The sequence below is a fragment of the Streptomyces sp. R41 genome (genome assembly GCF_041053055.1).
Taxonomy (GTDB): domain Bacteria; phylum Actinomycetota; class Actinomycetes; order Streptomycetales; family Streptomycetaceae; genus Streptomyces.
This window is the reverse complement of sequence record NZ_CP163443.1, coordinates 6868151-6892536: the sequence shown is the minus strand read 5'-3', so window position 1 is coordinate 6892536 and position 24386 is coordinate 6868151. Positions and strand designations below refer to the sequence as shown.

Annotated in this window: 25 protein-coding genes; 7 read left to right on the top strand and 18 right to left on the bottom strand. The window is 71.5% G+C overall.

Annotated elements, in window-relative coordinates; translation table 11 throughout:
- Positions 1-129: 129 nt before the first annotated feature.
- From AB5J53_RS31570 to sigE, 3 genes are all read right to left on the bottom strand, one after another.
- Positions 130-2058 (bottom strand): trypsin-like peptidase domain-containing protein, encoded by a 1929-nt coding sequence (locus tag AB5J53_RS31570; protein ID WP_369249013.1) that lies wholly within the window; start codon positions 2056-2058, stop codon positions 130-132.
- A gap of 139 nt (positions 2059-2197) precedes the next feature.
- Positions 2198-3181, bottom strand: coding sequence for an anti-sigma factor (locus AB5J53_RS31565; protein ID WP_369249012.1), 984 nt, complete (start codon positions 3179-3181; stop codon positions 2198-2200).
- Positions 3178-3876 (bottom strand): RNA polymerase sigma factor SigE, encoded by a 699-nt coding sequence (gene sigE, locus AB5J53_RS31560; RefSeq protein WP_362031899.1) that lies wholly within the window; start codon positions 3874-3876, stop codon positions 3178-3180. Before sigE ends, AB5J53_RS31565 begins: the two co-directional genes overlap by 4 nt.
- 227 nt (positions 3877-4103) lie before the next feature.
- Between sigE and AB5J53_RS31555 the strand changes: the two genes are divergently transcribed.
- The gene (locus AB5J53_RS31555; protein ID WP_369252595.1) at positions 4104-4802 is read left to right on the top strand and encodes an O-methyltransferase; all 699 of its coding nucleotides are present in this window, start codon (positions 4104-4106) and stop codon (positions 4800-4802) included.
- A gap of 155 nt (positions 4803-4957) precedes the next feature.
- Here AB5J53_RS31555 and AB5J53_RS31550 read toward each other — a convergent pair whose 3' ends face one another.
- The gene (locus AB5J53_RS31550) at positions 4958-5125 is read right to left on the bottom strand and encodes a DUF3117 domain-containing protein (protein ID WP_003966491.1); all 168 of its coding nucleotides are present in this window, start codon (positions 5123-5125) and stop codon (positions 4958-4960) included.
- 363 nt (positions 5126-5488) lie between these two features.
- Here AB5J53_RS31550 and AB5J53_RS31545 point away from each other — a divergent pair, with 363 nt between their 5' ends.
- Positions 5489-6292, top strand: a complete 804-nt coding sequence (locus tag AB5J53_RS31545; RefSeq protein ID WP_369249011.1) for an enoyl-CoA hydratase/isomerase family protein — start codon at positions 5489-5491, stop codon at positions 6290-6292.
- Between the two features lie 105 nt (positions 6293-6397).
- Here the strand turns inward: AB5J53_RS31545 and AB5J53_RS31540 are convergent, their stop codons facing one another.
- Both AB5J53_RS31540 and AB5J53_RS31535 read right to left on the bottom strand, forming a co-directional pair.
- Positions 6398-6979, bottom strand: coding sequence for a DNA-3-methyladenine glycosylase I (locus AB5J53_RS31540; RefSeq protein WP_369249010.1), 582 nt, complete (start codon positions 6977-6979; stop codon positions 6398-6400).
- The gene (locus AB5J53_RS31535; RefSeq protein ID WP_369249009.1) at positions 6976-7326 is read right to left on the bottom strand and encodes a DivIVA domain-containing protein; all 351 of its coding nucleotides are present in this window, start codon (positions 7324-7326) and stop codon (positions 6976-6978) included. Before AB5J53_RS31535 ends, AB5J53_RS31540 begins: the two co-directional genes overlap by 4 nt.
- A 152-nt stretch (positions 7327-7478) precedes the next feature.
- On the opposite strand from AB5J53_RS31535, the gene folP reads away from it, so the two are divergent.
- Complete coding sequence (folP, locus tag AB5J53_RS31530; protein WP_369249008.1) at positions 7479-8339, top strand: dihydropteroate synthase; 861 nt, start codon at positions 7479-7481, stop codon at positions 8337-8339.
- 180 nt (positions 8340-8519) lie between these two features.
- Here folP and AB5J53_RS31525 read toward each other — a convergent pair whose 3' ends face one another.
- The gene (locus AB5J53_RS31525; RefSeq protein WP_369249007.1) at positions 8520-9278 is read right to left on the bottom strand and encodes a TIGR00730 family Rossman fold protein; all 759 of its coding nucleotides are present in this window, start codon (positions 9276-9278) and stop codon (positions 8520-8522) included.
- Between the two features lie 108 nt (positions 9279-9386).
- Positions 9387-10466 carry a succinyl-diaminopimelate desuccinylase gene (gene dapE, locus AB5J53_RS31520; RefSeq protein WP_369249006.1) on the bottom strand — a complete coding sequence of 360 codons (1080 nt, stop codon included), beginning with the start codon at positions 10464-10466 and terminating at the stop codon, positions 9387-9389.
- Between the two features lie 149 nt (positions 10467-10615).
- Between dapE and AB5J53_RS31515 the strand changes: the two genes are divergently transcribed.
- Both AB5J53_RS31515 and AB5J53_RS31510 read left to right on the top strand, forming a co-directional pair.
- Positions 10616-11611 carry a heavy metal transporter gene (locus AB5J53_RS31515; protein ID WP_369249005.1) on the top strand — a complete coding sequence of 332 codons (996 nt, stop codon included), beginning with the start codon at positions 10616-10618 and terminating at the stop codon, positions 11609-11611.
- A gap of 341 nt (positions 11612-11952) precedes the next feature.
- Complete coding sequence (locus AB5J53_RS31510; protein WP_369249004.1) at positions 11953-12399, top strand: ATP-binding protein; 447 nt, start codon at positions 11953-11955, stop codon at positions 12397-12399.
- A gap of 272 nt (positions 12400-12671) precedes the next feature.
- Here the strand turns inward: AB5J53_RS31510 and AB5J53_RS31505 are convergent, their stop codons facing one another.
- Positions 12672-13769, bottom strand: coding sequence for a bifunctional succinyldiaminopimelate transaminase/glutamate-prephenate aminotransferase (locus tag AB5J53_RS31505; RefSeq protein ID WP_369249003.1), 1098 nt, complete (start codon positions 13767-13769; stop codon positions 12672-12674).
- A 115-nt stretch (positions 13770-13884) separates the two neighbouring features.
- Positions 13885-14205, bottom strand: a complete 321-nt coding sequence (gene fdxA, locus AB5J53_RS31500; RefSeq protein ID WP_018089397.1) for a ferredoxin — start codon at positions 14203-14205, stop codon at positions 13885-13887.
- A 140-nt stretch (positions 14206-14345) separates the two neighbouring features.
- Here fdxA and AB5J53_RS31495 point away from each other — a divergent pair, with 140 nt between their 5' ends.
- Complete coding sequence (locus tag AB5J53_RS31495) at positions 14346-15491, top strand: GNAT family N-acetyltransferase (protein ID WP_369249002.1); 1146 nt, start codon at positions 14346-14348, stop codon at positions 15489-15491.
- Positions 15492-15508: 17 nt separating this feature from the next.
- Positions 15509-16411 (top strand): tetratricopeptide repeat protein, encoded by a 903-nt coding sequence (locus AB5J53_RS31490; protein ID WP_369249001.1) that lies wholly within the window; start codon positions 15509-15511, stop codon positions 16409-16411.
- 141 nt (positions 16412-16552) lie between these two features.
- Here the strand turns inward: AB5J53_RS31490 and AB5J53_RS31485 are convergent, their stop codons facing one another.
- The 8 genes from AB5J53_RS31485 to AB5J53_RS31450 form a co-directional block, all read right to left on the bottom strand.
- The gene (locus tag AB5J53_RS31485) at positions 16553-17167 is read right to left on the bottom strand and encodes a response regulator (RefSeq protein ID WP_369249000.1); all 615 of its coding nucleotides are present in this window, start codon (positions 17165-17167) and stop codon (positions 16553-16555) included.
- Entirely contained in the window at positions 17164-18372 is a 1209-nt protein-coding gene (locus tag AB5J53_RS31480) for a sensor histidine kinase (RefSeq protein WP_369252593.1), read from the bottom strand. The genes AB5J53_RS31485 and AB5J53_RS31480 overlap by 4 nt, the downstream gene beginning before the upstream one ends.
- 5 nt (positions 18373-18377) lie before the next feature.
- The gene (locus tag AB5J53_RS31475; protein ID WP_369248999.1) at positions 18378-19118 is read right to left on the bottom strand and encodes an ABC transporter permease; all 741 of its coding nucleotides are present in this window, start codon (positions 19116-19118) and stop codon (positions 18378-18380) included.
- The gene (locus AB5J53_RS31470) at positions 19115-20062 is read right to left on the bottom strand and encodes an ABC transporter ATP-binding protein (RefSeq protein ID WP_369248998.1); all 948 of its coding nucleotides are present in this window, start codon (positions 20060-20062) and stop codon (positions 19115-19117) included. Before AB5J53_RS31470 ends, AB5J53_RS31475 begins: the two co-directional genes overlap by 4 nt.
- Before the next feature lie 176 nt (positions 20063-20238).
- Positions 20239-22509, bottom strand: coding sequence for a hypothetical protein (locus AB5J53_RS31465; protein WP_369248997.1), 2271 nt, complete (start codon positions 22507-22509; stop codon positions 20239-20241).
- 160 nt (positions 22510-22669) lie between these two features.
- Positions 22670-23062 (bottom strand): DUF6113 family protein, encoded by a 393-nt coding sequence (locus AB5J53_RS31460; protein WP_369252591.1) that lies wholly within the window; start codon positions 23060-23062, stop codon positions 22670-22672.
- A gap of 58 nt (positions 23063-23120) precedes the next feature.
- Positions 23121-24029, bottom strand: coding sequence for an N-acetyl-1-D-myo-inositol-2-amino-2-deoxy-alpha-D-glucopyranoside deacetylase (mshB, locus tag AB5J53_RS31455; protein WP_369248996.1), 909 nt, complete (start codon positions 24027-24029; stop codon positions 23121-23123).
- A gap of 48 nt (positions 24030-24077) precedes the next feature.
- Positions 24078-24272, bottom strand: coding sequence for a hypothetical protein (locus tag AB5J53_RS31450; protein WP_369248995.1), 195 nt, complete (start codon positions 24270-24272; stop codon positions 24078-24080).
- Positions 24273-24386 lie beyond the last annotated feature (114 nt).

Genomic DNA, 24386 nt, shown 5'->3' with positions numbered 1-24386 from the left:
TGTCCACGGTACCCGGCGATCCCGTCCGTCCGGAACTGTCCCGGGGCTTCCCGGTTCATGTACACGACGGGTTTTCCGCGTTGTTTGCCGTTCGGAGCTGCGGCGATGCGCCCAGTTGTGAACTTCATGTCAGTCACCGTCGGCGGAACCGAGGACCAGCGTGACCTTCTTCTGCGTGTCGCCCCGCCGGAGAGTCAGCTGGAGCCGGTCGCCCGGGCGGTGGGCGCGGGTCTTCACGATGAGTTCCTCGCCGGAGTGCACGCGCTGGCCGTCCACCTCGGTGATGATGTCGCCCGCCTTGATGCCCGCCTCGGCGCCGGGACCGCCGGCGGTGACGGGCGGGCCGCCGCCGTTGGCCTTCGTGCCGACCCGGGCGCCGTCGCCCGTGTAGTTCATGTCGAGCGTGACACCGATCACAGGGTGGGTGGCCTTGCCGGTGTTGATGAGCTCCTCGGCGACGCGCTTGCCCTGGTTGATCGGTATGGCGAAGCCGAGCCCGATGGAACCCGCCTGACCGCTCTCCAGGTCGGAGCCGCTGTCGGCGGAGCGGATGGCGCTGTTGATGCCGATGACGCGGGCCTTGGAGTCGAGGAGAGGGCCACCGGAGTTGCCGGGGTTGATGGGTGCGTCGGTCTGCAACGCGTCCACGTACGAGACGTCGCTCCCGTCGCCCTTCTCCCCGCCCGCGGTGATGGGCCGTTCCTTGGCGCTGATGATGCCGGAGGTGACGGTGTTGGCGAGGTCGAAGGGCGCGCCGATGGCGACAACCGGGTCGCCCACCTGGACGTTGTCGGAGTTGCCCAGCGGCATGGGGTCGAGCCCGCTGACTCCGGAGACCTTGACGACCGCGAGGTCGTACCCGCTGTCGTGTCCGACGACCTTGGCCTTGGCGGTCTCCCCGCCGCTGAACGTCACGGATATCTCGCCGCCGCTGCCGGCCGGTTGGATCACGTGGTTGTTGGTGAGGATGTGCCCCTGGCTGTCGAGCACGAACCCGGTGCCGGTGCCTTCCTCCTGGGAGCCGCGCACATGCAGGGTGACGACGCTGGGCAGCGCGTGGGCGGCGATCCCGGCCACGCTGTCCGCGGCGCGCCCAGGCGCCTCCTTGCCCGCCTGCGGCAGCTCGACGTCCCCCACCCCCCCGTTCCGCTCCAGATAGGCCCCTACGGCACCGCCCACGCCTCCGGAGACGAGCGCGAGCACCACGGCCCCGAGCACCAGCACCTTCTTCGCCCGCTTGCGCCGCTGCGTCACGGTCGCCACGACCGCGCCGTTCTGCTGGAGGGGGCCAGGGGCGGCCCAGGGGTCGTAGTTCTGCCAGGGGGTGGGCGGCTGGGGGTTTTGTACGGGCGCTTCGTGGGCGGTTCCCGCGTACGCGGCCGGGGGCGCGACCGCCGGGGCGTGGGCCACGGGCGCGGTGCCGTTCGGCGGGGCGTCGAAGAGCGGGGCGTCGAGGGGCGTGCCCTGGGCCGGAGCACCCGCCGACACGTGTGTCCCGTGCGCGGGGGTGGCCGCGGGGTGCTGGACCTGCGGGGCGGGCGCCCACGGGCCGGGCTGACCGTAGGGCGGGGTGCCGTAGGGGTCGGGGTCGTGCAGGGGCCTGGCGCGCTCCGAGGCGGCATCGGGGTGCGTGCTCGCCTCGCCCTGTGTGACCTGCGCGAGGGCTTCGGTGACCTGCGTGGGAACCGACGGCACGTGCGCCTCCCCGGTGGCCGGGACACGGTCCGCCGGAGCGGCGTCGTTGCCCTGCGCACTCGCGCGCCGAACCGGCGCGGGCCGCTCCAGCTCGAAGTCGCCGTCGGTGCCGGCCCCGGACCCGCCCGTGGCCGGACGCGCCGCGGGGCGGTCCAGCTCGAAGTCACCACCGGCGTCGCCCGTCGCACTGACAGGTGTCCCGACGTCCCCCTCGGTGTCGCCCGCAGTGCCGGCTGTACGGACGTCGGCGACGCTCCCGGGCCCGTCGGCGACCTCGGACGAGCGCACCCCGGCATCCCCCGCAGGGACCGGCGGCCTGGGCCGGCTCCACCACTTCGCCTTCGTGGGCTTCCCGTCGTTCATGTTCTCCCCACACCTGGCCCGCGGCACAACTCGCCGACGGTCACCGCAGATTGTCGACTCCGCGTCCGGGATCCCTCCTGCGGACGCGGCCCACCCTGGATTCAACCAGGTTCACGGGCCGCCGCGCAGAGGGCGGGGGTCAGCGGACGCTACGGGAGGAGGGGGAGGTGGGGGACGTGGAGGAAGAGGGGGACTGGGTGGCCTCGGGGGCGGCGAGCAGGCCCGGAGTCGTGACGTCCGGGGCCGTGGACCACGAGGTCAGCGTGAACGGCTGGGCATCGGTGAGCGGACGTATGAGCGGGGACATCGCGGCGGCACCGGCGACCACCGGTGTCGTCAGCTTGTGCAGGGCGTCCTGGCCGCGGTCCGCCGGACCGGGGACTCCGGGCAGCAGCGGCGCGGACACCGCGGTCGGTGCCACGGGACCGTCGCCCAGCGCCCGGCGGCCCTGCGCGAGCAGTGGCGTGTCGGACCGGCGACGCTGCGACTCGGGAGCCGTCGAGGCCCCCGTGCCCGGCGAACGCATCGGCGTCACATTGCTTCCGGTCCCGGAACCGCCCCGCGCGTCCGCGGTGTCACCCGGCACACCGGTCGACACCCCGCCGAGCGCGACCGCGGCCAGCGACACCGCACCGGCGGCGGCGAACGCGAACCGCAGCCCGCGCGAGGACGATCGCTCGGCCTCGTGACGGCTGACGTCATGGATGCGGAAGCCGCGGCCCGAGGAGGGGGGCAGCACGTCGGCGTGCGGTCCGGCGGGGACGTAGCCGAAGGGCTCGCCCCTCACTCCGAAGAATCCGGTGACGCCGGAGGACCCGTCGGCTCCGGGAAGTCTGCCGCCGAATCCTCGCCCGCCCAGCGGCGAGCCGGGGCCGTCGGATTCCCCTCCCCCGGGAAGCCCCTGGAGGCGGGCCAAGAAGCTCTCGGAGGGCGGCGGAGGGGCCACTTCCGCGAATACGTTCTTCAGTCGGCGCTGGGCGTCCGCCTCGGCCTTGCACTTCGCACAGGTGGCGAGGTGGGCCAGGACGCGCTCGCGCGACTCATGACCGAGCTCTCCGTCCACCAGGGCGGAGAGTCGGTCGCCGAGGTGCTGCTCAGCGGGCGTAGGACGGGATCCACTCACGCGGTCGCGCCCCCTCCCCCCAGCACGGGCACACGGGCCGCGAACGAGCGGCGCTCGGCGCGGGCCTCGGGAGACCGGTGGGCAAGGGCCTTGCGCAGCTGGGAGCGGCCACGGTGGATCCGGGAGCGGACCGTGCCGAGCTTGACGCCCAGGGTCGCGGCGATCTCCTCGTACGAGAGTCCCTCGATGTCGCACAGGACGACGGCCGCGCGGAACTCGGGCGCGAGGGTGTCCAGCGCCTGCTGGACGTCCGCGTCGAAGTGCGCGTCGTTGAAGACCTGCTGCGGGGACGGCTCGCGGCTGGGCAGGCGCTCGGCCGCGTCGTCGCCGAGGGCGTCGAAGCGGATGCGCTGCTTGCGGCGCACCATGTCCAGGAAGAGGTTCGTGGTGATGCGGTGCAGCCAGCCCTCGAAGGTGCCGGGCGTGTAGGTCGACAGCGAGCGGAAGACGCGGACGAAGACTTCCTGGGTGAGGTCCTCGGCGTCGTGCTGGTTGCCCGTCAGGCGGTAGGCGAGGCGGTAGACACGTCCGCTGTGCGTGCTGACGATCTCCTCCCAGGTGGGCGGAGTCCACGCCTGCGACTCCGCGTCGGTGGTGAACGTCGCGGTCTGCGCGGGGGCAGCAGCGTGGAACTTGTCAGCGATGTCGGTCACGGATTTCGGCTCACCCGCCGATCTGAGTAGGCGCCGCAGCACCCCTCCCCGATCCACAGGCGCAGCCGCACCTCCCCTGTCGGCTCTGGTGGTGTCCAGTGGAGCCCCTACCATAGCCACCTCGCCCGTTAGCTCCGGATAAGCGGTTTTACGAGAATTTGATACGTGCTCATATGGCTGCGTCAGCACTTGCTCGCCGCCCCGCTCTGCTTCCTGATCCATCGGCTTCCCCCGGCTCTGTTTCCCCACCCCTCTAAACGCCCGGTCCCATCTGCGGGTTCCCGGCACCAACGGATACAGTCACGCCCAGGCAACCACGGGGACAGGAGAGGGTCATTACCGGCAACCGGCAGACGAGCTGGGCGTTCGCCGACGCCTTTGTCGCCGAGGAAGAGGCGCTGCGCTGGGCCCGCGACCGGGCCCGCGAGGCAGGCCTGCGCTCGGTGTCGCCCGGCACGGGCGCCGCGCTGCGACTGCTCGCCGCCACCGTGGACGCGAAAGCGGTGGCGGAGATCGGGACCGGGACCGGCGTCTCCGGAATTCATCTGCTGTACGGCATGCGGCCGGACGGGGTACTGACCACCGTCGATCCGGAGCCCGAGCGCCAGCAGTTCGCCCGCCAGGCCTTCCGCGCGGCCGGTTTCGCCAGCAACCGCGCCCGCTTCATCCCGGGCCGCGCGCTGGACGTCCTGCCCCGGCTCGCGGACGCCGGCTACGACCTCGTCTTCTGCGACGGCGACCGTCTCGAGTGCCTGGACTATCTCGCTGAATCGTTGCGCCTGCTGCGGCCGGGCGGGCTCGTCGTCTTCGAAGGCGTCTTCGCGGACGGCCGCACGGTGGACTCGGGGCCACAGCCCGCGGAGGTCGGCCGGCTGCGCGAACTGCTGCGCGCGGTCCGTGAGAGCCAGGACCTGGTGCCCTCGCTGCTGCCGGTGGGCGACGGTCTGCTCTGCGCCGTCAAGCGCTGACTGCACCCCGGGCTCGTACGCGTCTGACCTGCATGAACACTAGAGGGGTACGTCGATGACGTACCCCTGGAACCCCGTAGAACCCCCTGGCAGACCACTGCCCCGGCACCGATGACGATGCCGGGGCAGCTGAAAAGGTATGGTCGCGTTCCGCGTCAGCCGACGACCTTCTTGAGGGCGTCGCCGAGCGCGTCGGCCTCGTCAGGGGTCAGCTCGACGACGAGCCGACCGCCGCCTTCGAGCGGAACGCGCATGACGATGCCCCGCCCCTCCTTGGTCACCTCGAGCGGGCCATCGCCCGTCCGCGGCTTCATGGCCGCCATGCTCGTTCCCCTTCCTGAAACCAGCTCATCGTCGCCGACGGCCCCTTGAAGGGCACGCACGTCCCCTCATAGGACACACGTCACCGGCATCGAACACATTGCTTCCAGGCCATTATCCCGCATCTCAGGACCCGATGACCAACATCAGTCGGCATCGCTTGCGCAACGCGCTTGAGCAAAACCACTCAATTCGGCGATGTGACTGCGATACTGCGCCGCCGCATGGACTTCCGGAGCACGGAATTCTTTGACGCAGGTCACATGTCCGGTCCGCGCCACCGCCGGTGATCTCCGCCATGCTGTCATCGGACACAGGACGTACCGACCGGTACGACGGAGCCGCGACACCGGAGAGGACCCACCATGGCCGACACCGTGCTCTACGAGGTGAGCGACGGACTCGCGACGATCACGCTGAACCGCCCCGAGGCGATGAACGCGATGAATGTCGAGACCAAGGTCGCCTTCCGGGACGCGGCTCAGGCTGCCGCGGCGGACGAGGAGGTACGGGCGATCCTGCTGACCGCAGCCGGTGACCGGGCTTTCTGCGTCGGACAGGACCTCAAGGAGCACATCGGGCTGCTGGCCGCCGACAAGCAGTCGGGTTCCGGTCAGACGATGAGCACCGTGCGCGAGCACTACAACCCGATCGTGCGGGCCCTGACCGGCGCCGCGAAGCCCGTGGTCGCCGCCGTGAACGGCGTCGCGGCCGGGGCGGGCTTCGGCTTCGCGCTCGCCGCGGACTACCGGATCGTGGCCGATACGGCTGCCTTCAACACGTCGTTCGCCGGGGTCGCGCTGACCGCCGACTCGGGGATCTCCTGGACGCTGCCCCGGGTCATCGGGCCCAGCCGGGCCGCTGACCTGCTGCTCTTCCCGCGCAGCATCACCGCGCAGGAGGCGTACGAGCTGGGGATCGCGAACCGTCTCGTGCCGTCGGCGGAGTTGCGCGCCGAGGCGGAGAAGGTGGCCCGGGGGCTGGCCTCGGGGCCGACGCTCGCGTACGCCGCCCTCAAGGAGTCCCTCGCGTACGGGCTCTCCCACTCCCTGGACGAGACCCTGGAGAAGGAGGACGAGCTGCAGTCGCGGGCGGGGGCGTCGGAGGATCACACGATCGCTGTGCAGGCGTTCGTGAACAAGGAGAAGCCGAAGTACCTGGGTCGGTGACGCTTCGCCGGATTCGGCGGTCGGAGGTCGGTACGGGAACTGCGGGCCGACTGCGCCGGCCGCGCCCGCGCGGCGGAGCCGCACGATGTCAGAGCCCCGCGCCCCTCACGGGGTACTTCTGGCCGCGCAATCCGCCAAGTGGTCGTTGACCAGACCGCACGCCTGCATCAGGGCGTATGCCGTCGTCGGGCCCACGAAACGTATGCCGCGCTTCTTCAGCGTCTTGGACAGGGCCGTCGACTCGTCCGTGACCGCTGGGATGTCGGACAGTCTCTTCGGGGCCGGGCGGACGGTCGGGTCGGGGGCGAAGGACCAGATCAGCTCGTCGAGCTCGCCCGGGGTCCAGTCGGCCAGCACGCGCGCGTTGGCGACGGTCGCCTCGATCTTGGCGCGGTTGCGGATGATGCCCGGGTCGGCGAGCAGGCGCTCCTTGTCGGCGTCCGTGAAGGTCGCGACCTTGGCGATCTCGAAGCCGGCGAAGGCGGCGCGGAAACCGGGGCGGCGGCGCAGGATGGTGATCCAGGACAGGCCCGACTGGAAGGCCTCCAGGCACAGCCGCTCGTACAGCGCGTCGTCGCCGTGAACCGGGCGGCCCCACTCCTCGTCGTGGTACGCCACGTAGTCCTCGGTCGACAGCGCCCAGGGGCAGCGCAGCGCGCCGTCCGGGCCCGCGAGGGTGTCACTCACCGGGAGTCCTCCTCGGTCCGCTTCCGCAGCGAGGCGGCGGCGCTCGCACGGGCGCCGGCCAGCGCGTCCTCCAGGTCGGCGATCCGGGCGTCCCGCTCGGCGATCTCGGCGCCGAGACGGCCGAGCGCGTCGTCGACGTCCGCCATGCGGTAGCCCCGTACGGCGACGGGGAAGCGCAGCGCCTCCACGTCGCCGCGGTGCACCGGCCTGTCGTACGGCAGCGGGTCCTGCAGCCGCTCCGGGGCGGCCTCGGGAAGGGGGGCGCTCTCGCCGCCGCCCACCACGGACAGTGTCACCGCGGCGACCACGACGGCGAGCGCGACGACCAGGAACAAGAACATGAACATCGCTGAGGTCCCCACGCTCTGGTGCCGACGCGGGCGCGTCGGCGCGGAAGTACTGATGCTGAAACTGTCAGGGTCCGATCGTGCCATGCGAGTCTGACAGTTAAGGTCGCAGGCGGCTTATCAGCGGGACTTACCAGGAGAGGTCACAGGGGATGCTCAGGCTGGGCAAGCGTGAATTCGACCCGCACGAGCCGGTGATCATGGCGATCGTGAACCGGACCCCGGACTCCTTCTACGACCAGGGGGCCACGTTCCGCGACGAGCCGGCGCTCGCCCGCGTGGAGCGGGCGGTGTCGGAGGGTGCCGCCATCATCGACATCGGCGGGGTCAAGGCGGGGCCGGGGGAAGAGGTGACCGCAGAGGAGGAGGCGCGCCGTACGGTCGGTTTCGTCGCCGAGGTGCGTCGGCGCTTCCCCGACGTGATCATCAGCGTCGACACCTGGCGGCATGAGGTCGGGGAGGCGGTCTGCGAGGCGGGGGCGGATCTGCTCAACGACGCGTGGGGCGGGGTCGATCCGCGGCTGGCGGAGGTGGCCGCGCGGTACGGGGTCGGGCTGGTGTGCACCCACGCCGGCGAGTCCGAGCCGCGTACCCGTCCGCATCGGGTCACGTACGACGATGTCATGGCCGACATCTTGCGGGTGACCATCGGGCTGGCCGAGCGTGCGGTGTCGCTGGGCGTACCTCGTGAGTCCGTGTTGATCGACCCCGGGCACGACTTCGGGAAGAACACCCGGCACAGCCTGGAGGCGACGCGGCGGCTCGGTGAGATGGTGGCCACGGGCTGGCCCGTGCTGGTCTCCCTCTCCAACAAGGACTTCGTCGGGGAGACGCTCGACAAGCCGGTGAAGGAGCGGGTGGTGGGCACGCTGGCGACGACGGCCGTCTCCGCGTGGCTGGGGGCCCAGGTCTACCGCGTCCACGAGGTCGCGGAGACCCGGCAGGTTCTGGACATGGTGGCCTCCATCGCGGGCCACCGCCCGCCGGCGGTGGCCCGGCGGGGGCTGGCGTAGAAGGTTTTCGCCCCCTCCGCCCTTACCCGTCCCGTACCTGGGGCTGCGCCCCAGACCCCACTGGGTTTTTCTTCGGCTGCGGGCCGGTCGGGGCTGGTCGCGCCCACGCGGCGGAGCCGCACGATGTCAGAGCCCCGCGCCCCTGACGGGGCGCTCCTGGCGCGGCAGCCCCCGACCCGACTACCTCCCCGCCTCCTTCGACACCAGCGCCACCGCCTCCTCCACCTCGTCGGTCAGGTGGAACAGGAGCAGGTCCTTCTCGGAGGCCTTGCCCTGGGCGATCAGAGTGTTCTTGAGCCAGTCGACGAGGCCGCCCCAGTACGCGGTGCCGAAGAGGACGATGGGGAAGCGGGTGACCTTCTGGGTCTGGACGAGGGTCAGCGCCTCGAAGAGTTCGTCGAGGGTTCCGAGACCGCCGGGCAGGACCACGAAACCCTGCGCGTACTTGACGAACATCATCTTCCGGACGAAGAAGTAGCGGAAGTTGAGGCCGATGTCGACGTAGGGGTTCAGTCCCTGCTCGAAGGGGAGCTCGATGCCGAGTCCGACCGAGATGCCCTTCGCCTCGCAGGCACCCTTGTTGGCGGCCTCCATGGCGCCGGGACCACCCCCGGTGATCACGGCGAAACCGGCTTCGACGAGACCCCGGCCGAGGGCGACCCCCGTCTCGTACTCGGGCGAGCCCTCCGGCGTACGCGAGGATCCGAAGACACTGATCGCGGGCGGGAGTTCGGCCAGCGTGCCGAAGCCCTCGATGAACTCCGACTGGATGCGCAGAACCCGCCACGGATCGGTGTGCACCCAGTCGGAAGGACCGCCCGCGTCCAGAAGCCGCTGATCCGTGGTGCTCGCCTGCACCTGACTCCGCCTGCGCAGCACCGGCCCCAGCCGCTGCTCGTCGGGTGGCACCTTCTTGCCCTCGGGGTTGCCGGTAGCCATATCCGCTCCCTTCCCACCGCTTGCGGTCGTTCCACCCCAGCGTAGATCTACGCGGGTTACGGAGGGGGGACGTAAGTATGTCTGCCATGAACCGCCCCGAGATACGGCTCAGGCGGTCAGCCAGGCGCGCAGCCGCTCCTCGCCCGCAAGGACCTTCGCCGTCTCCACCCGCTCGTCGCGCTTGTGCGCCAAGTGCGGGTTGCCCGGGCCGTAGTTGACCGCCGGGATGCCGAGCCCGCTGAAGCGGGAGACGTCCGTCCAGCCGTACTTGGGCAGCGGGGTACCCCCGACCGCCTCGATGAAGGCGGCGGCCGCCGGGTGGGAGAGGCCGGGGAGCGCTCCGCCGCTGTGGTCGTCGACGACGAACTCCTCCACACCGCAGTCGGCGAAGACCTCGCGGACGTGGGCGATGGCCTCCTCCTCACTGCGGTCGGGCGCGTAGCGGAAGTTGACGGACACGACGCACTCGTCGGGGATGACATTGCCGGCGACCCCGCCCGAGATGCCCACCGCGTTCAGGCCCTCGCGGTATTCGAGACCGTCGATGACGGGGTAGCGCGGCTTGTACTCGGCCAGCCTGGCCAGGATCGGGGCCGCCGCGTGGATCGCGTTCGAGCCCATCCAGCTGCGCGCGGAGTGGGCGCGCTCGCCCTTCGTCTTCAGCAGCACCCGCAGCGTGCCCTGGCAGCCGCCCTCGACCTGACCGTCGGAGGGCTCCAGGAGGACCGCGAAGTCGCCCTCCAGCCACTCAGGGTGGGCGTCGCCCACATGCTTCAGACCGTTCAGGTGTGCCGCGACCTCTTCGTTGTCGTAGAAGACGAAGGTGAGGTCGCGGTTGGGGGCAGGAACCGTGGCCGCGATGCGGAGCTGGACCGCCACGCCCGCCTTCATGTCGCAGGTGCCGCAGCCCCACAGCACGCCGTCCTCGTCGAGGCGGGAGGGGACGTTGTCGGCGATGGGGACGGTGTCGATGTGACCGGCGAGGATGACGCGCTCGGGGCGGCCCAGGTTCGTCCGCGCCACCACGTTGTTGCCGTACCGGTCGACCGTCAGATGCGGCAGGGCGCGCAGGGCGGCCTCGACGGCGTCCGCGAGCGGCTTCTCGTTGCCGCTCTCCGAGGGGAAGTCGACGAGCTGCGCGGTGAGCTCGGCAGCGTCCAGGGCGAGGTCAAGTGGGGTGTCGGCCATGCCCTCGACCCTAGCGCCCCGGGGCGCCCGGTCCCGCTGACGGCCGGGATGCGGTCGGATATGGACGGATCTCCCGACGTCCCGGCCGGTACTCCGGTTGTCCACAGCCCCACGCGTCGCCGACAGTGGCCTCCAGTACCTTGTACGACGTGCCAGAGCCGTCCCCCACTCCTGTCCGGCGCGGCCGCCTTCTCCGTTTCGGAGGGGCCGTCGTGGTCCTGCTCGCACTCGCGGGCTATCTCACCGTGCAGTACCTCACGGGAGGAACGGGCGCTCCGAGATGCAAGGTCGTCTCGGGCAAGGGCGACGGGGCGTCGTACGAGTTCACACCGGAGCAGGCGGTCAACGCGGCGGCGATCTCGGCGGTCGGCACTTCCCGCGGCATGCCCGAGCGCGCCGTGACCATCGCCCTCGCGACCGCCCTCCAGGAGTCGGGGCTGCGCAACATCGAGCACGGCGACCGTGACTCGCTCGGCCTGTTCCAGCAGCGCCCCTCGCAGGGCTGGGGGACGACGAAACAGATCATGGATCCGACGTACGCGGCGGGGGTGTTCTACGAACACCTGGCCAAGGTGCCCGGCTATTCGCGCCTTCCGCTCACCGTCGCCGCGCAGCGTGTGCAGCGCAGCGGCTATCCGCAGGCGTACGCGAAGCACGAGCCGGACGCCACGCTGCTCGCCGCGGCCCTGACCGGCCGCGCGGCGGCCACGCTGACCTGCGAGGGGCGCCCCGACGCGACCCCGGTCGGCGGCGCCGACTCGGTGCGGGCCGCGCTCGTACGGGACTTCGGGCGCGAGGTGCTGCAGGAGGCGGGGGCCGACGTGAGTGCCGACGGCGCCTCCGCCTCGCCGTCGGCAGCCGCTTCGGCGTCGGCCTCGCCCTCCCCGGCGGGCGGCGGGGGCCGAACGGTGACCGTCCCCGTGCGCAAGGAGGCCACCTCCGGGACCGGCGTCCGGCAGCGCGGCTGGGAGCTGGCGCACTGGGCCGTGGCCAACTCCTCGGCGCTGCACATCGAGCGGGTGTCGTACGCGGGGCGGGAGTGGACCGCCGGGAGCACCGACAGCGAGTGGCGCACGTCCGAGGCGCAGGGGGGCTCGGCCGCGCGGGAGTCCGCCGCCGAGGTCCGAATCGTCACTGGACAGTAGTACGGGGCCTCACCCGTTGAGGGGACCCGTCGCGCGACGCGTCGACGATGTGCGCAGGTATTCGCGCACTCACTCCCCCATTCGTCGAATCCCTTGAAAACAAAGAGCCGTAAGGATTCGGCAGACTTTCCGACCGGGTACCCTTTGCCCGTTTTTATCCGCAGATGATAATGCGACGCATTGCCAACTCTTTACGTCGGGCCACCGCAACCTTCGTGGGCTTCGAGCGGTAGTCACTGCGTCCGAGCCCGGAACGATCACCTTCGGTCGGTCGGCAGCCAGCCGGTCAACTGCCGGGCGCGGTCGGACACTTCCACGTTCTCTCCCGTCTAAGGAGCATCATGTCCCTCCCCCTGACCCGCCGGATCGCCCGTGCCGCGCTGCTCGTCGCAGCGGGAGCGGCAGCCGGGGTCGGTGCGGCCGGCTCCGCCAGCGCGGCGGCCGAACTGCCGGCCACCCCCAACCTCGGCGGACTGACCGCCCTGGACGGGGCGAGCGTCGGCACCACCGTTGACGGAGCGGCTCAGAACGTCACCGGGCTCGCGGGCACGACCGGCGGCAACACGGTCAAGAAGGCGGTGCCGGCCGCGGGCAAGACCGGTGGCAAGGTCGCCAAGACGGCGACGCCGGCCGCGCAGAGCGTGGCCGGGGCCGCGGCGGGGCAGGCCGGGGGTCTGCTCGGTGACACCGCGAAGACTGCCACCGGGGGTGGCCTGCCGACCGACTCGGTCACCAAGGGTGGGCTGCCGACCGACCAGCTGCCGCTGAAGACTCTGCCGCTCGGCTGACGCCGGGTCCGTACGGCTACGGGGGTCCGGGGAAGTGTTCCCTGGGCCCCCGTTTCGCTTGCCGTCCCTGGCCGGAGCCGCACTCGACTTCGCTTGCACGGCACCCGGCACTGTCGGCTGTGCCCACCCTCCCCCACTCTCGGCTTCGCTCGAGCGGGGGGACCCCCATCGCCCTGCGGAACGATTGCCCACAGCGGTAGCGGTAACGGCAGCGGTCGGCTGCCCACCGCGGTACCAGCCGCAGCAGCGGCAGCGCAGCCGCCCTCAGCTGTTTACTGCGCCAGGCGCTCCACCGCTGCCGCTACGCGCTCGTCCGTTGCCGTCAGAGCCACGCGTACGAACGTGTCGCCCGCCTGGCCGTAGAAGTCGCCGGGGGCCACCAGGATGCCCCGCTGTGCCAGGTGGGCCACCGTGTCCCAGCAGGACTCGTCGCGGGTGGCCCAGAGGTAGAGGCTGGCCTCGCTGTGTTCGATGCGGAAGCCGTGCTTCAGGAGGGCGTCGCGGAGGGCGGTGCGCCGGGCGGCGTAGCGCTCGCGCTGCTCGCGGACGTGGGTGTCGTCCGACAGGGCGGCGACCACCGCGGCCTGGGTCGGCGCGGACGTCATCATGCCGCCGTGCTTGCGGATCTCCAGGAGCGGCCCGAGGACCGCCGGGTCGCCGGCCAGGAAGGCCGCGCGGTAGCCCGCCAGGTTCGAGCGCTTCGAGAGGGAGTGGACCGAGACGATCCCCTCGTACGAGCCGCCGCACACGTCCGGGTGCAGGACCGAGACCGGGTCGGCCTCCCAGCCCAGCTCGATGTAGCACTCGTCGGAGAAGAGCAGGACGTCGTGCTCGCGGGCCCAGGAGACGATCCGGGTCAGTTCGTCCTTCGACAGCACCTTGCCCGTCGGGTTCGACGGGGAGTTCAGCCAGAGGAGCTTCAGACCCGCCGGGTCCAGCCGCGTCGGGTCGTCGTAGGCCTCGTACTCCGCGCGGGCCAGCCGCGCGCCCACCTCGTACGTCGGGTACGCCAGGCGCGGGTAGGCGACCCTGTCGCCGGGGCCGAGGCCCAGCTGGGTCGGGAGCCAGGCGACGAGTTCCTTGGAGCCGACGATCGGCAGGATGTGGTGGTGGGTCACGTCGCGGGCACCGAGGCGGCGCTCGATCCAGCCGGTGATCGCGTCGCGCAGCTCGGGTGTGCCCCAGACGGTCGGGTAGCCGGGAGAGTCGGCGGCCGCGATCAGCGCTTTCTGGATCAGCTCGGGCACCGGGTCGACCGGGGTGCCGACGGACAGGTCGACGATGCCGCCCGGGTGGGCGGCGGCCGTCTTCTTGTACGGCTCCAGCTTGTCCCAGGGGAAGGTGGGCAGGCGGTCGGAGACTGCGGACACGGTTCTGGCTCACTTTCTCGTACGTACGAGCCGTCGTACGGCAAACGCCTCGGTCCCGTACGGCGATCAAGGCGATCTGGCCGTACGGGACCGAGGCGGCGCGTGTGCGGGCCGCTTACTGGTTCTGCGGCGGCAGCGCTGCGATGAAGGGGTGGTCGCGCTCGATCAGGCCGAGCTTGCTGGCGCCGCCGGGCGAGCCGAGCTCGTCGAAGAACTCGACGTTCGCCTTGTAGTAGTCCTTCCACTCTTCCGGAGTGTCGTCCTCGTAGAAGATCGCCTCGACCGGGCACACCGGTTCACAGGCTCCACAGTCGACGCATTCGTCCGGGTGGATGTACAAGGACCGGGAGCCCTCGTAGATGCAGTCGACCGGGCACTCCTCGATGCACGCCTTGTCCTTGACGTCGACACAAGGCTGCGCGATGACGTAGGTCACGCTGTCGTTCCTCCTCGATAGGGCGCTGGCGGGCCTCCGTAGGCTCCGCCGCCTGGCGCGCGGGAGCGCGGCGTCGTCGATGCCCGCCCCTAGTATCTCCGTTCTTGGGCATGATCCGAACAGGAGGGGTGAACTGACCTGTGGAAATCTCTGCTTCCGGCCGCCTCGAGGTCCGTATCACCGCTGCTGACGTGGGCAAACGTGTCTCTGTTCGGCGGATGATCAAAGATGCCGCCGAGGGTGAGAAGTTCACCGACACGGTTGGTGTTCTCACATCATGGAACGAAGGTGTGCTGCTCATCACACGACGGACCGGCGAACGTGTCCGGATTGCGGAATCCGCCCTGGTCGCGGGCAAGGTCGTGCCGTCCGCTCCGGCGCGTCGCCGGGGCCCTGCGGCCTCGTACGAGGAGCTGGTGCGGGTCGCCGCGCGGGCGTGGCGGCCGGTGGAGAGCGAGCGGCTCGGGGAGTGGGAGCTGCGTGCGGCCTCCGGTTTCACCCGGCGCGCCAACTCCGTCCTGCCGCTCGGTGACCCCGGCGTGCCGCTGGACGAGGCGCTGAGGTACGTACGGGACTGGTACGCCGTCCGTGACCTGCCCGCGTACATCCAGACCGCGACCGGCGCCGAGGGCACACAGGAGCTGTTGTGTGCTGAGCTGGAGGCACGCGGCTGGACGCGTGAGGTGACGGCCGAGATGTGGATCGGCTCGCTCGCGCCGGTCGCGGACCGGGAGGCGCCCGGGGTGATGCTCTCCCGCGAGGCGGACGACGCGTGGCTCGGCCGGTATCAGAGGAAGGGGCTGAGCGAGGTGGCCCTGAAGGTGTTGGGCAGTGGGCCTTCGGTGTGGTTCGCGACGGTGCCCGGTGCGCAGGGGGAGACTCCGGCGGCGATCGGACGCTGTGTGGTCGACGGGCGCTGGGCCGGTTTCGCCGCGGTCGAGGTCGATCCCGCCCACCGCCGCCAGGGTCTGGCCACCGCCGTCATGGCCGCGCTGGCCCGGCGGGCCCTGGACGAGGGCGCCTCGGCGGCCTGGCTCCAGGTGGAGGAGGAGAACGCCGGGGCGCGGGCGATGTACGCGGAGATGGGCTTCGGGCCGCATCACGCGTACCACCACTATCGGTGGGCGCCGGACACCGACGCCGGGGAGGGCGCTGTCGAGCGGCCGGACGAGCGGGGCCTCGGCCCGCTCGGCGGCGGCGCCTCGGGCCGGACCGACGAGCCGACCGGCCTCCGGAACGGCGAGAGCGGCGGTTTCGGTGTCGGCGACTCGTATCGATCGGTGTGAAGGGGCACGAGCCAGCTATGCGTTCCCCCCAGCCACCGGAGCCGGAGCGGGCCGCCGAGGTGCGGCGACGGTTCGCCGATGAGGCACGGGCCGAGCGGCCCGATCTGGCGGTGCTGTGCCTGCTGGTGGGGGCAGCGGCGGACGGGACGCTGGACGAGGCCGGGATGGACGCGGCGCAGATCGAGCTGGACCGGCTGGCGGGGCAGCTGCCGTTCCGCCCGGGCGGGCCGCGGTCCTGGGCGGCCGCGCTGGGTGAGCTGCTCGGCGGGCGCTGCGGGTTCCGGGGCTCGCCGGCCGACTACCAGCGGCTGGAGTCCTCGCTGCTGCACGAGGTGCTGCGGCGGCGGCGCGGGCTGCCGATCCTGCTCTCCGTGGTGTGGATGGAGGTCGCGCGGCGGGGCGGTGCGCCGGTGTACGGGGTCGCGCTGCCCGGGCACTTCGTCGTCGGCTTCGGGCCTCCCACCCGCCACCCGACCGCCACCCCTCAAGGAGCTTCGCTCAGTGATTTCTTCCAGCAGCAGGTGCTCGCCGATCCCTTCGACGGGGGGCGTGTCCTCACCGGCTCCGACGCGGAGCTGCTCGTCGCGGGGGCGACCGGTGCCCCGCTCGACCCGTCGATGCTCTCGCCCGCCGATCCGCTCGACGTCGTGCTGCGCATTCTGAACAACATCCGGGCCTGGGCCGCCGCCCGGCCGGAGCGCTCCGACGTGTCCCTGTGGGCCGTCGAGCTGTCCCTGCTGCTGCCCTCGCACCCGGCGCGGCTGCGCTACGAGCGCGCCCAACTCCTCGTCCAGCGTGGTGACTTCCTGGGAGGTGCCGCCGAACTCGACGCGTACGCCGACGTGGTGGCCGCGGTCGACGAACCGGCCGCGGCACGGGTACGCCAACAGGCCCATGCCGCACGGGCGATGCTCAACTGAAGCCGGGGAAGGGCTTTTTCGCCCCCGCCGCCCCTGCCCATTCCCGTACCTGGGGGCTTCGCCCCCCAGATCCCCCTGGGTTGTCTTTTGGGTGCCTGCCGGTGGGGGCTTGTCGCGCAGTTCCCCGCGCCCCTTTCGGGGCTACAGCCAGCCCTTCTCCCTTGCCGTGCGGACCGCCTCCGCGCGGTTGCGGACTGCCAGTTTCTGGATGGCTGTGGAGAGGTAGTTGCGGACGGTGCCCTGCGACAGGTGCAGGGTCGTGGCGAGCTCCGCGTTGGTGGAGCCGTCGGCTGCGGCTCGGAGGACCTCGCGTTCGCGGTCGGTCAGGGGGTTGGCGCCCTCGGCGAGGGCGGCGGCCGCCAGGGTGGGGTCGATGACCCGCTCGCCGGCCAGTACCTTGCGTACGGCTTCGGCGAGTTGGGCGGCCGGTGCGTCCTTGACGAGGAAGGCGTCGGCTCCGGCCTCCATCGCGCTGCGCAGATAGCCGGGACGGCCGAAGGTCGTGAGGATGACCAGCTTGAGGCGCGGCAGCTCCTTGTGGAGTTCGGCCGCGGCCTCGATGCCCGTCCGGCCCGGCATCTCGATGTCGAGGAGCGCGACGTCGACGTCCAGGGCACGGGCCGCGGCCAGTACTTCGTCGCCGCGCGCCACTTGGGCTACCACCTCGATGTCCGGTTCGAGGCCCAGCAGCGCGGCCAGCGCCTCGCGGACCATCGACTGGTCCTCGGCGAGCAGGACCTTGATCGTGCGGCTCATGCCCCGGATCCTACGGGGTGGCTGCCCGTGGCCAGGGGGGCCTCCGTCGGTACCCGCGCCACCAGCCGGAAGCCGTGCCGCACCCTCCCCGCTTCCAGCGATCCGCCCGCCTTCTCCAGGCGTTCGGTCAGCCCGGTCAGACCGTTGCCGTGGGTGCCCGCGGAACCGCCCGAACCGTCGTCCTCCACGGACAGTTCGAGCACCGGGCCGTCCAGTGTCTGACGTCGGGCGACCTCCACCGCGCAGCGCCGGGCCCCGCTGTGCCGTACGACATTGGTGACCGCCTCGCGCAGCGCCCAGGCCAGCACGGACTCGCTCTCCTCGGAGACGCCGGTGAGGTCCGGTTCGGCCGGCAGGTCGGCGGTGACGCCCGCGGCGGTCAACGCGACCTGCGCGCCCGCGAGTTCTCCGGCCAGCCGGGGCCGACGGTACCCGGTGACCGCCTCGCGCACGTCGACGAGGGCCTGGCGGCTGACCTGTTCGATGTCCGCGACCTGCTGGGCCGCCTTCTCGGGGTGGTCGGGGAGCATCCGCCCGGCCAGCTCGCTCTTGAGCGTGATCAGGGAGAGCGAGTGACCCAGCAGGTCGTGCAGGTCGCGGGCGAGCCGCAGCCGCTCCTCGTTGGCGGCGAGCTGGGCGACGGTGGCACGGGCCTTGCGCAACTCGATGGTCGTACGGACCAGTTGGCCGACACCGGTCATGGCGAATCCGATGAGCAGCACCAGAAGGGCCAGGTTCTGGGCCTCCTCCCGGTCGACCCGGCTGCCCACGAGCAGCATCACGCCGGTCGTCGCCGGGATCGCGCCGTACGCCAGCCGCAGCGGCAGGGTGGACCCGCAGGCGACGGACACGTAGCAGTAGAGGCCCAGCCAGGCGCCGCCGAGTGTGAGGCACAGCAGGGTGGCGAGCGCGCCCAGCACCAGGATGAGGCCGACGACGAGCCGTCCGGTGAACGGCTTGCCCATGTTCCGGAAGACCAGCGACAGATACACCCCGACGAAGGCCGCGAGGCCGAGCCAGCCCGCCACGGTGCCGCCGGTGGTGTGGTGTCCGGAGACGAGGTCCTTCACCGGTGAGCTGAGGAACACGAGCCAGACGCCGATCCACAGCACCTTGCGCCGCAGCTCGGCCCGGTTGCGGGGCGGCTGCCCCATGCGTATCAGCCGCTCCGACCGGGATGCGTCGGACCGCGGGTCTTCCGTCATGGCGCTCACGCCTTCAGCGTGTCCTTCCGGTACAGCCACGCCGCGCCGCCCGCGAACAGGACGAAGAAGACGGCGAGGATGGCGATGTCCCTGGCGTGCGGGGCCCGGCTCTGTTCGATGGCCTGCCCCAGGGCAGCGTACGCGTGTGTGGGCAGCCACTTCGCGATGTTCTGCAGCCAGTCCGGGAAGGTCGTCGCCGGCATCCACAGGCCGCCGAGCATGGACAGGCCGAAGTAGGTGATCATGGTGATCGGGCGGACCGCGTCGCCGCTGGCGAGGTAGCCGATGGCGACGCCGAGCGCGGCGAAGACGAGGCTGCCGGCCCAGATCGCGCCGGTCAGCGCGAGCCACTGCCAGGCATCCAGGCGTACGTGCTTCACGGCCGCGGCGACCACGAAGACGATCACGATCGACGGCAGGCTGACGACGGCGGCACTGGCGGTCTTCGCCAGGACATAGCCGCGGCCCGGCAGGGTGGTCAGCCGCAGCTGCCGTACCCAGCCGCTCTCGCGCTCCTTGGCGATGCGCTCGCTGTTGCCCATCAGGACGGCGGTCAGGGCGCCGAAGGAGGCCATGGAGACCATCATGTAGGTCGGGACGGTGAGGCCGGTGCCGTCGACCTCGGCCGTGCTGTCGGCGTTGCCCGCGATGAGCAGGAACAGGGCCGAGGGGTAGACCACCGAGAAGAACAGGAACTTGCGGTTGCGCAGGGCGCGGGTGAGTTCCAGCTTGATGAGGCCGTTCACTTCGACTTCGCCTCCTCGGCGGCCGTGATGGCGACGAAGGCCTGCTCCAGACCGAGCCCGGCCACTTCGAGATTGCGGGGGTAGACGCCGAGCCCGTACAGCGCGTGCACGGTCGCGTCGGCGTCGGAGGACTGGATGCGGACGGTCTGACCCGACCCCGCGGCGAAGCCGCTGTTGGACACGGTCATCGACGTCAGGAAGGGCAGCGACCGCAGCGAGCCCTCGTCGACCGGGCCGTCCAGGTCGAAGGCGATGCGGCGCGCGCCGGCCTTCGCCTTGATCTCGGCGGCGGTGCCGTCGGCCAGCAGGCGGCCTCGGTGCAGGACCAGCACGCGGTCCGCGATCGCGTCGGCCTCCTCCAGGTAGTGCGTGGCGAACAGGACCGTACGTCCCTGGTCGGCCTGCTCGCGCATGGTGGCCCAGAAGGCCTGACGGGCGGAGACGTCCATGCCGGTGGTGGGTTCGTCGAGGACGATCAAGTCGCTGTCACCAGCCGTGGCGAGGGCGAAGCGGACGCGCTGGGCCTGGCCGCCGGAGAGCTTGTCGACCTTGCGGTCGGCTATCCCCGAGATGCCCGCGCGGGCCAGTACGTCGGTGGCCCGGAACGGCTTGGGGTGCAGATCGCAGGCGAGCTTCACCAGTTCGCCGACGGTGACCTCGTCCATCAGCCCGCCGCTCTGCAGCATGGCGCCCACCCGCCCGGCGACGATCGCCTCGCGCGGGCTGGTGCCGAACACCCGGACCGCGCCGCTGTCGGCGTGCTTGAGGCCGAGGAGCAGGTCCAGCGTGGTCGACTTGCCCGCGCCATTGGGCCCCAGCAGGGCGACGGTCTCGCCCGGGTGCAGGTCGAGCGTCAGCCCGTCGACGGCCCGGACGCTCCCGTAGGCCTTGGTCACCGATTCGAACCCGACCACCGAAGTGGTGGCCGCCGCAGTCGTTGTCATGTGATCCATCGTCGCGGCGCGGAAGGGGCGTCGGCAGTGCAGCGTGTCCTCAGTCGCGGATGACAGATGTCATACCGCGCGTCTGACCCGTTCTGTCCTGGCGTACGACTAGAGGGCACCCGGCCGGGGAAACCACGGCCGGATGCCCTCCGGAAGGCGAAGCGGGAGCGCGCCCGCTAGCTGGGGTTGGTGGGGATGGTGACGATGCGGTCGGCGGTCGTCTTCCCGAGCAGCGCCTGGCCGAGAGCCGAGGCCACGTCCTCGGGGCTCACGGCCTTCTTGCTGCCGTCGCCCTTGGTGATCGTGACCCCGTCGAAGGCTCCCCCGTACAGCTCCTTGAGGACCTTGAGGTCGTAGTGCTGGACCAGCTTGCCGTTGACCGCCTGCACGCTCAGGAACTTCCAGATGGAGTTCTGCGGGCTGAAGGAGATGGTGTGGACGGCATCCGTGCGCACCGTGACGTTCGCGGACATCGCCGGCTTCGCGAACTTCGTCATCATCCGGTCGACCTCGGCGTTCGAGACCGTCGGCTGACGGGTCTTGGTGGCGACCTTGACCGGCGTGGTCGTGCCGGTCTCCACCTGGGTGCGGTACGCGTCCTCCACGGCCTGCGTCGAGGACTCCACGTCGATGCCCTTGCCCGCCTTGCCGTACACGGCGACGGCCTTGCCGGCCTGGAACTTGATGGTGCCGTCGCTCGCCGAGCCGGAGCCGCCCGCGGCACGCTCCAGGGCGGCCTGCAGCTTCTCCTCGTCGACCGGCATCACGGGCTCGACGACGCGCTCCTGGCCGAACAGCGAGCCGATCACCGAGACGGGGTTGTAGTCACTGCCCGCGGCGGCGCGGACGGTGGCCTGGCTGTCGAGCTGGAGCCCGGCCTGGTCCGGCTTGAGCGAGACGGTGTCGCCGTCGACCGACAGCTTGAGCGCCTTGTTCGTACGGGCACCGAAGGCGTCGTCGAGCTTCTTGGCGGCCTCGTCCCGGGTGCCGCCGCCGATGTCGACGCCGAGCACGGTGGTGCCCTTGGGCACGTCCGAGTGGTTCATGAGCAGCCCGGCGCCATAGGCGCCACCGGCGACGACGAACACGCCGACGCCCAGGAGCTTCAGCTTGCTGCGGCCCTTCTTCTTCGCCGGCCTCGACGAGGCGGGGGGCTGCTGGACCGGCTCGGGCAGCTTCGGCGGGGTGTGCGGCAGCGGGCCGTCGGTGTGCGCGCCCGGCCCGAACGGGGAGTTCTGGGCGGGCGGTACGACGGGGATGCCGCTGGTCAGGGTGTGCCCGGAGACGTTGTCCGCGGGGCCGCCGTAGCCACCGGCGCCCGGCTCGGGGGCCGGCTTCTGCGGCGTGAGGATCGCGGTGTCGTCGCTGAGACCACCGCTGAGACCGCCGCGCGGGGTGACGCCCGGCGCGCCGGGAGCGCCGCCGGGACCACCGGGAGCACCTCCCGGGTATCCCGTGCCCGGGCCCGCGGCCAGGCTGCCCGGTGCCACGCCCGGACCGGCCGGCGGCACCAGCGGGCCGTCTCCGGTGACCGGACCGCCAGTGGGGCCGGCGGGGCCGCCCTGACCGCCCTGACCGCCCTCCGAGAAGTACGGAAGTTCGTCGCGCCGCGGTTCGCCGCCGTTGCCGGATCCGACGGACGGGAAGGACCCGGTGTTGCTCAGCGCCGCGGAGACGTCGAAGGAACCGGTGCCGCCGCCGTGGCCGGGCGCCACGGGTCCGGCGCCGGTGGCACCGGGCAGCCCGGCACCGTTCGTACCGCCGCCCCCGCCGGGGCGGGGGGCGTTCGCGCCCCCGGGCCGGGCGCCGCCGGTGGCACCCAGCGGACCGGCACCGTTCGTGGAGCTCGGACGCGCGCCGCCCGGAGCACCGGGACGGCCGCCCTGTGCTCCCGTGGAGTCGCCCGCGCCCGCGGGGCCCGAACCGCCCGGCAGGCCCGCCCCGTTGGTGGACCCGCCGCCGGGCCCGCCCTTGGGCGCACCGGACTTGCGGGGGGCGAACCAGTCGCTCGTCTTCTCCTCGGCCGCGGCGGGCGCCCCGGCGGGACCGCCCGCGGAGGCGGCCGCCGGCATGGAAGTGGACGTGGTCGTGGACGCGGGGGTGGCCGTCGCCGGGGGCGCGCCCGTGGGCGAACTCACGCCCCGGGGCGCCTGTGCGCCCGCGCCGTCGGCACTCTCGGTGGACGCGACGGACCCGTCCGCGTCTGCGACCGGTGTGCGGACGACGACGGGCGGGATGGGCCGCGATCCGGGGATGTTGATCCGGATCCGTGTCGTCAGCGTGGTCTCGGTCTTGCGCTCCTCCGGCGGGTTGCCGGTGGCCGAACGGCCCGCGTCAACGCCGCTTTCGGAAGCCGTGGGGGTCCCGTACGGCGGCGTCCCCGACGGGTACGCGGCTCCACCGCGGCCGTTGGGCCCGGAGGACGAACTGTCAGTTTCACGACTCAAGGCAAGTTCTCCCGGTTGGCTCCGCCGCCCGTTTACTCGACCTCATCTCGGGCAGCTCGGCGGCGCGCACCACCATACTGGCCGTGTCCGTCGCGCAAACCTCGCCCGGGAAGGAAACCCCCACGGGACCCGCACCTGTTGGATACGGCGAAGTGGTACGTCACTTGCCAAGTCGGACGCCGGAACCGTCCGGTTGCCGCCCCTGTCCAAGGGTGGCGCACATCACAGCGACGGCCATCCCGCCGAGCAGGAAGAGGTAGGACACGACTCCCGCGCCGAAGAGGAAGTCCCCCTCGGGGCGGCTCGCGGTGAGCAAGACGACGGCGACCATCCAGCCGGCCGCGGGCGCCACGGCCCCGGCGCGGGACTGCGTCGCCCGCGCGCCGCCCAGGAAGAGCCCGGCGGCGCCCACCAGCGCGAGCAGCAACCCGCCCGGGAACCAGCCGGATTGCACCAGCGCCCCGGCGGCCCCGACCACTACTCCGAGCACAAAGAGTCCCAGGTAGGCGGCCATCCGCCCGCCCGAGGGCCGCTTCAGTGGCTGGGCGAGCATGTTCCCGCGCTGTCCCGTCGTACTCATCGCACATCTGCCTCTCGCCGATCGGTCGTCCTCATCGCGCGCCCGCCTCCGCCCGACCGGTCGCGATGCCCGCGAACAAGTCCCTCTCCCGCGTCGCCGGCCGCTCGCCGCGCACCAACTCGTAGTACTCGGTGGTGAGGAGGGGCTGCGCGAGCTGGTTCGAGAGGACGAACCAGGGCTCGGCCACCTCGATCTGGGTGGCGTGCGCCCGCATCGCGGCGGCCTTGGCGGCGGCGTACGCGGTCCCGTCGACCTCGGTGGTGATCACCGAGTCGTCCACGACGCCCGGCACGTCGTCGACGGCGGCGGACTGGGTGAACGGCAGCCGCGGCAGCGTCTCGCGCAGCCGCGCGAATCCCTCCTCGGCCACCGGGCGCGGCACCCGGTTCCAGTAGATCTTGGCGATCTCCCAGTTTTCGCCGAGATCCGGGCGGAAGGCGGCCCTCGCGGCCAGCTCGGCGGCGCGCATGGCCACGCGGTGGGCCTGGATGTGGTCCGGGTGCCCGTAGCCGCCCTGCGGGTCATAGGTGACGAGCACCTGGGGGCGTACCTCGCGGATCACCTCCACCAGGTACTCGGCGGCCTCGTCGACATCGGCGGACCAGAAGGCGCCCGTGCGGTGGTTCTGCTCGACGCCCATCATCCCGGAGTCGCGAAAACGCCCGGGACCGCCGAGGAACCGGTGATCGGTGACGCCCAGCTCCTTCATGGCGGCGGCCAGCTCACCGATCCGGTGCGGGCCGAGCCCGCCGTCGCGGTCGGGCGCCAGATGCGCCAGCTCGGACGGGATGACCTCGCCCTCCTCGCCGAGGGTGCAGGTCACCAGCGTCACGTGGGCGCCCTCGGCCGCGTACTTGGCCATGGTCGCGCCATTGTTGATCGACTCGTCGTCCGGGTGCGCATGCACCAGGAGCAGACGCCGGTCGGGCAGTTCCGTCATGGAACCCACCCTACGAGGCGACCGCCCCGCCGCTCGGCCGGGCGCGGTTCAGAACTTGATGCTGCCGATCATGCCCGCGATGTTCGTGGTCAGCTCATTGATCGTGGGAGCGACTGTGGAGGAGGCGAGGTAGAACCCGAGCAGGACGCACACGATGGCGTGCCCGCCTTTCAGTCCTGACTTCTTGACCAGAAGAAAGACGATGATCGCCAGCAGCACCACCGCCGAAATCGAGAGTGCCACGGCGGCTCACCTCCAAAGATCCCAGGGACTTGGGTCCGGTATGGGGGTCGGACATGGGGGGTCGGTAAATCCATACAACAGCCAGCAGGTTGATACCCACGCAGCGCTAGTGAT

Excerpts from the sequence above, each read along its gene's own strand:
- AB5J53_RS31570 (WP_369249013.1), bottom strand. The coding sequence starts at position 2,058 with ATGAACGACGGGAAGCCCACGAAGGCGAAGTGGTGGAGCCGGCCCAGG.
- AB5J53_RS31550 (WP_003966491.1), bottom strand. The coding sequence starts at position 5,125 with ATGGCGGCCATGAAGCCGCGGACGGGCGATGGCCCGCTCGAGGTGACC.
- AB5J53_RS31545 (WP_369249011.1), top strand. The coding sequence starts at position 5,489 with ATGGCCGACACCGTGCTCTACGAGGTGAGCGACGGACTCGCGACGATC.
- AB5J53_RS31535 (WP_369249009.1), bottom strand. The coding sequence starts at position 7,326 with ATGTTCATGTTCTTGTTCCTGGTCGTCGCGCTCGCCGTCGTGGTCGCC.
- folP (WP_369249008.1), top strand. The coding sequence starts at position 7,479 with ATGCTCAGGCTGGGCAAGCGTGAATTCGACCCGCACGAGCCGGTGATC.
- AB5J53_RS31525 (WP_369249007.1), bottom strand. The coding sequence starts at position 9,278 with ATGGCTACCGGCAACCCCGAGGGCAAGAAGGTGCCACCCGACGAGCAG.
- dapE (WP_369249006.1), bottom strand. The coding sequence starts at position 10,466 with ATGGCCGACACCCCACTTGACCTCGCCCTGGACGCTGCCGAGCTCACC.
- AB5J53_RS31510 (WP_369249004.1), top strand. The coding sequence starts at position 11,953 with ATGTCCCTCCCCCTGACCCGCCGGATCGCCCGTGCCGCGCTGCTCGTC.
- AB5J53_RS31490 (WP_369249001.1), top strand. The coding sequence starts at position 15,509 with ATGCGTTCCCCCCAGCCACCGGAGCCGGAGCGGGCCGCCGAGGTGCGG.
- AB5J53_RS31485 (WP_369249000.1), bottom strand. The coding sequence starts at position 17,167 with ATGAGCCGCACGATCAAGGTCCTGCTCGCCGAGGACCAGTCGATGGTC.
- AB5J53_RS31480 (WP_369252593.1), bottom strand. The coding sequence starts at position 18,372 with ATGACGGAAGACCCGCGGTCCGACGCATCCCGGTCGGAGCGGCTGATA.
- AB5J53_RS31470 (WP_369248998.1), bottom strand. The coding sequence starts at position 20,062 with ATGACAACGACTGCGGCGGCCACCACTTCGGTGGTCGGGTTCGAATCG.
- AB5J53_RS31460 (WP_369252591.1), bottom strand. The coding sequence starts at position 23,062 with ATGCTCGCCCAGCCACTGAAGCGGCCCTCGGGCGGGCGGATGGCCGCC.
- mshB (WP_369248996.1), bottom strand. The coding sequence starts at position 24,029 with ATGACGGAACTGCCCGACCGGCGTCTGCTCCTGGTGCATGCGCACCCG.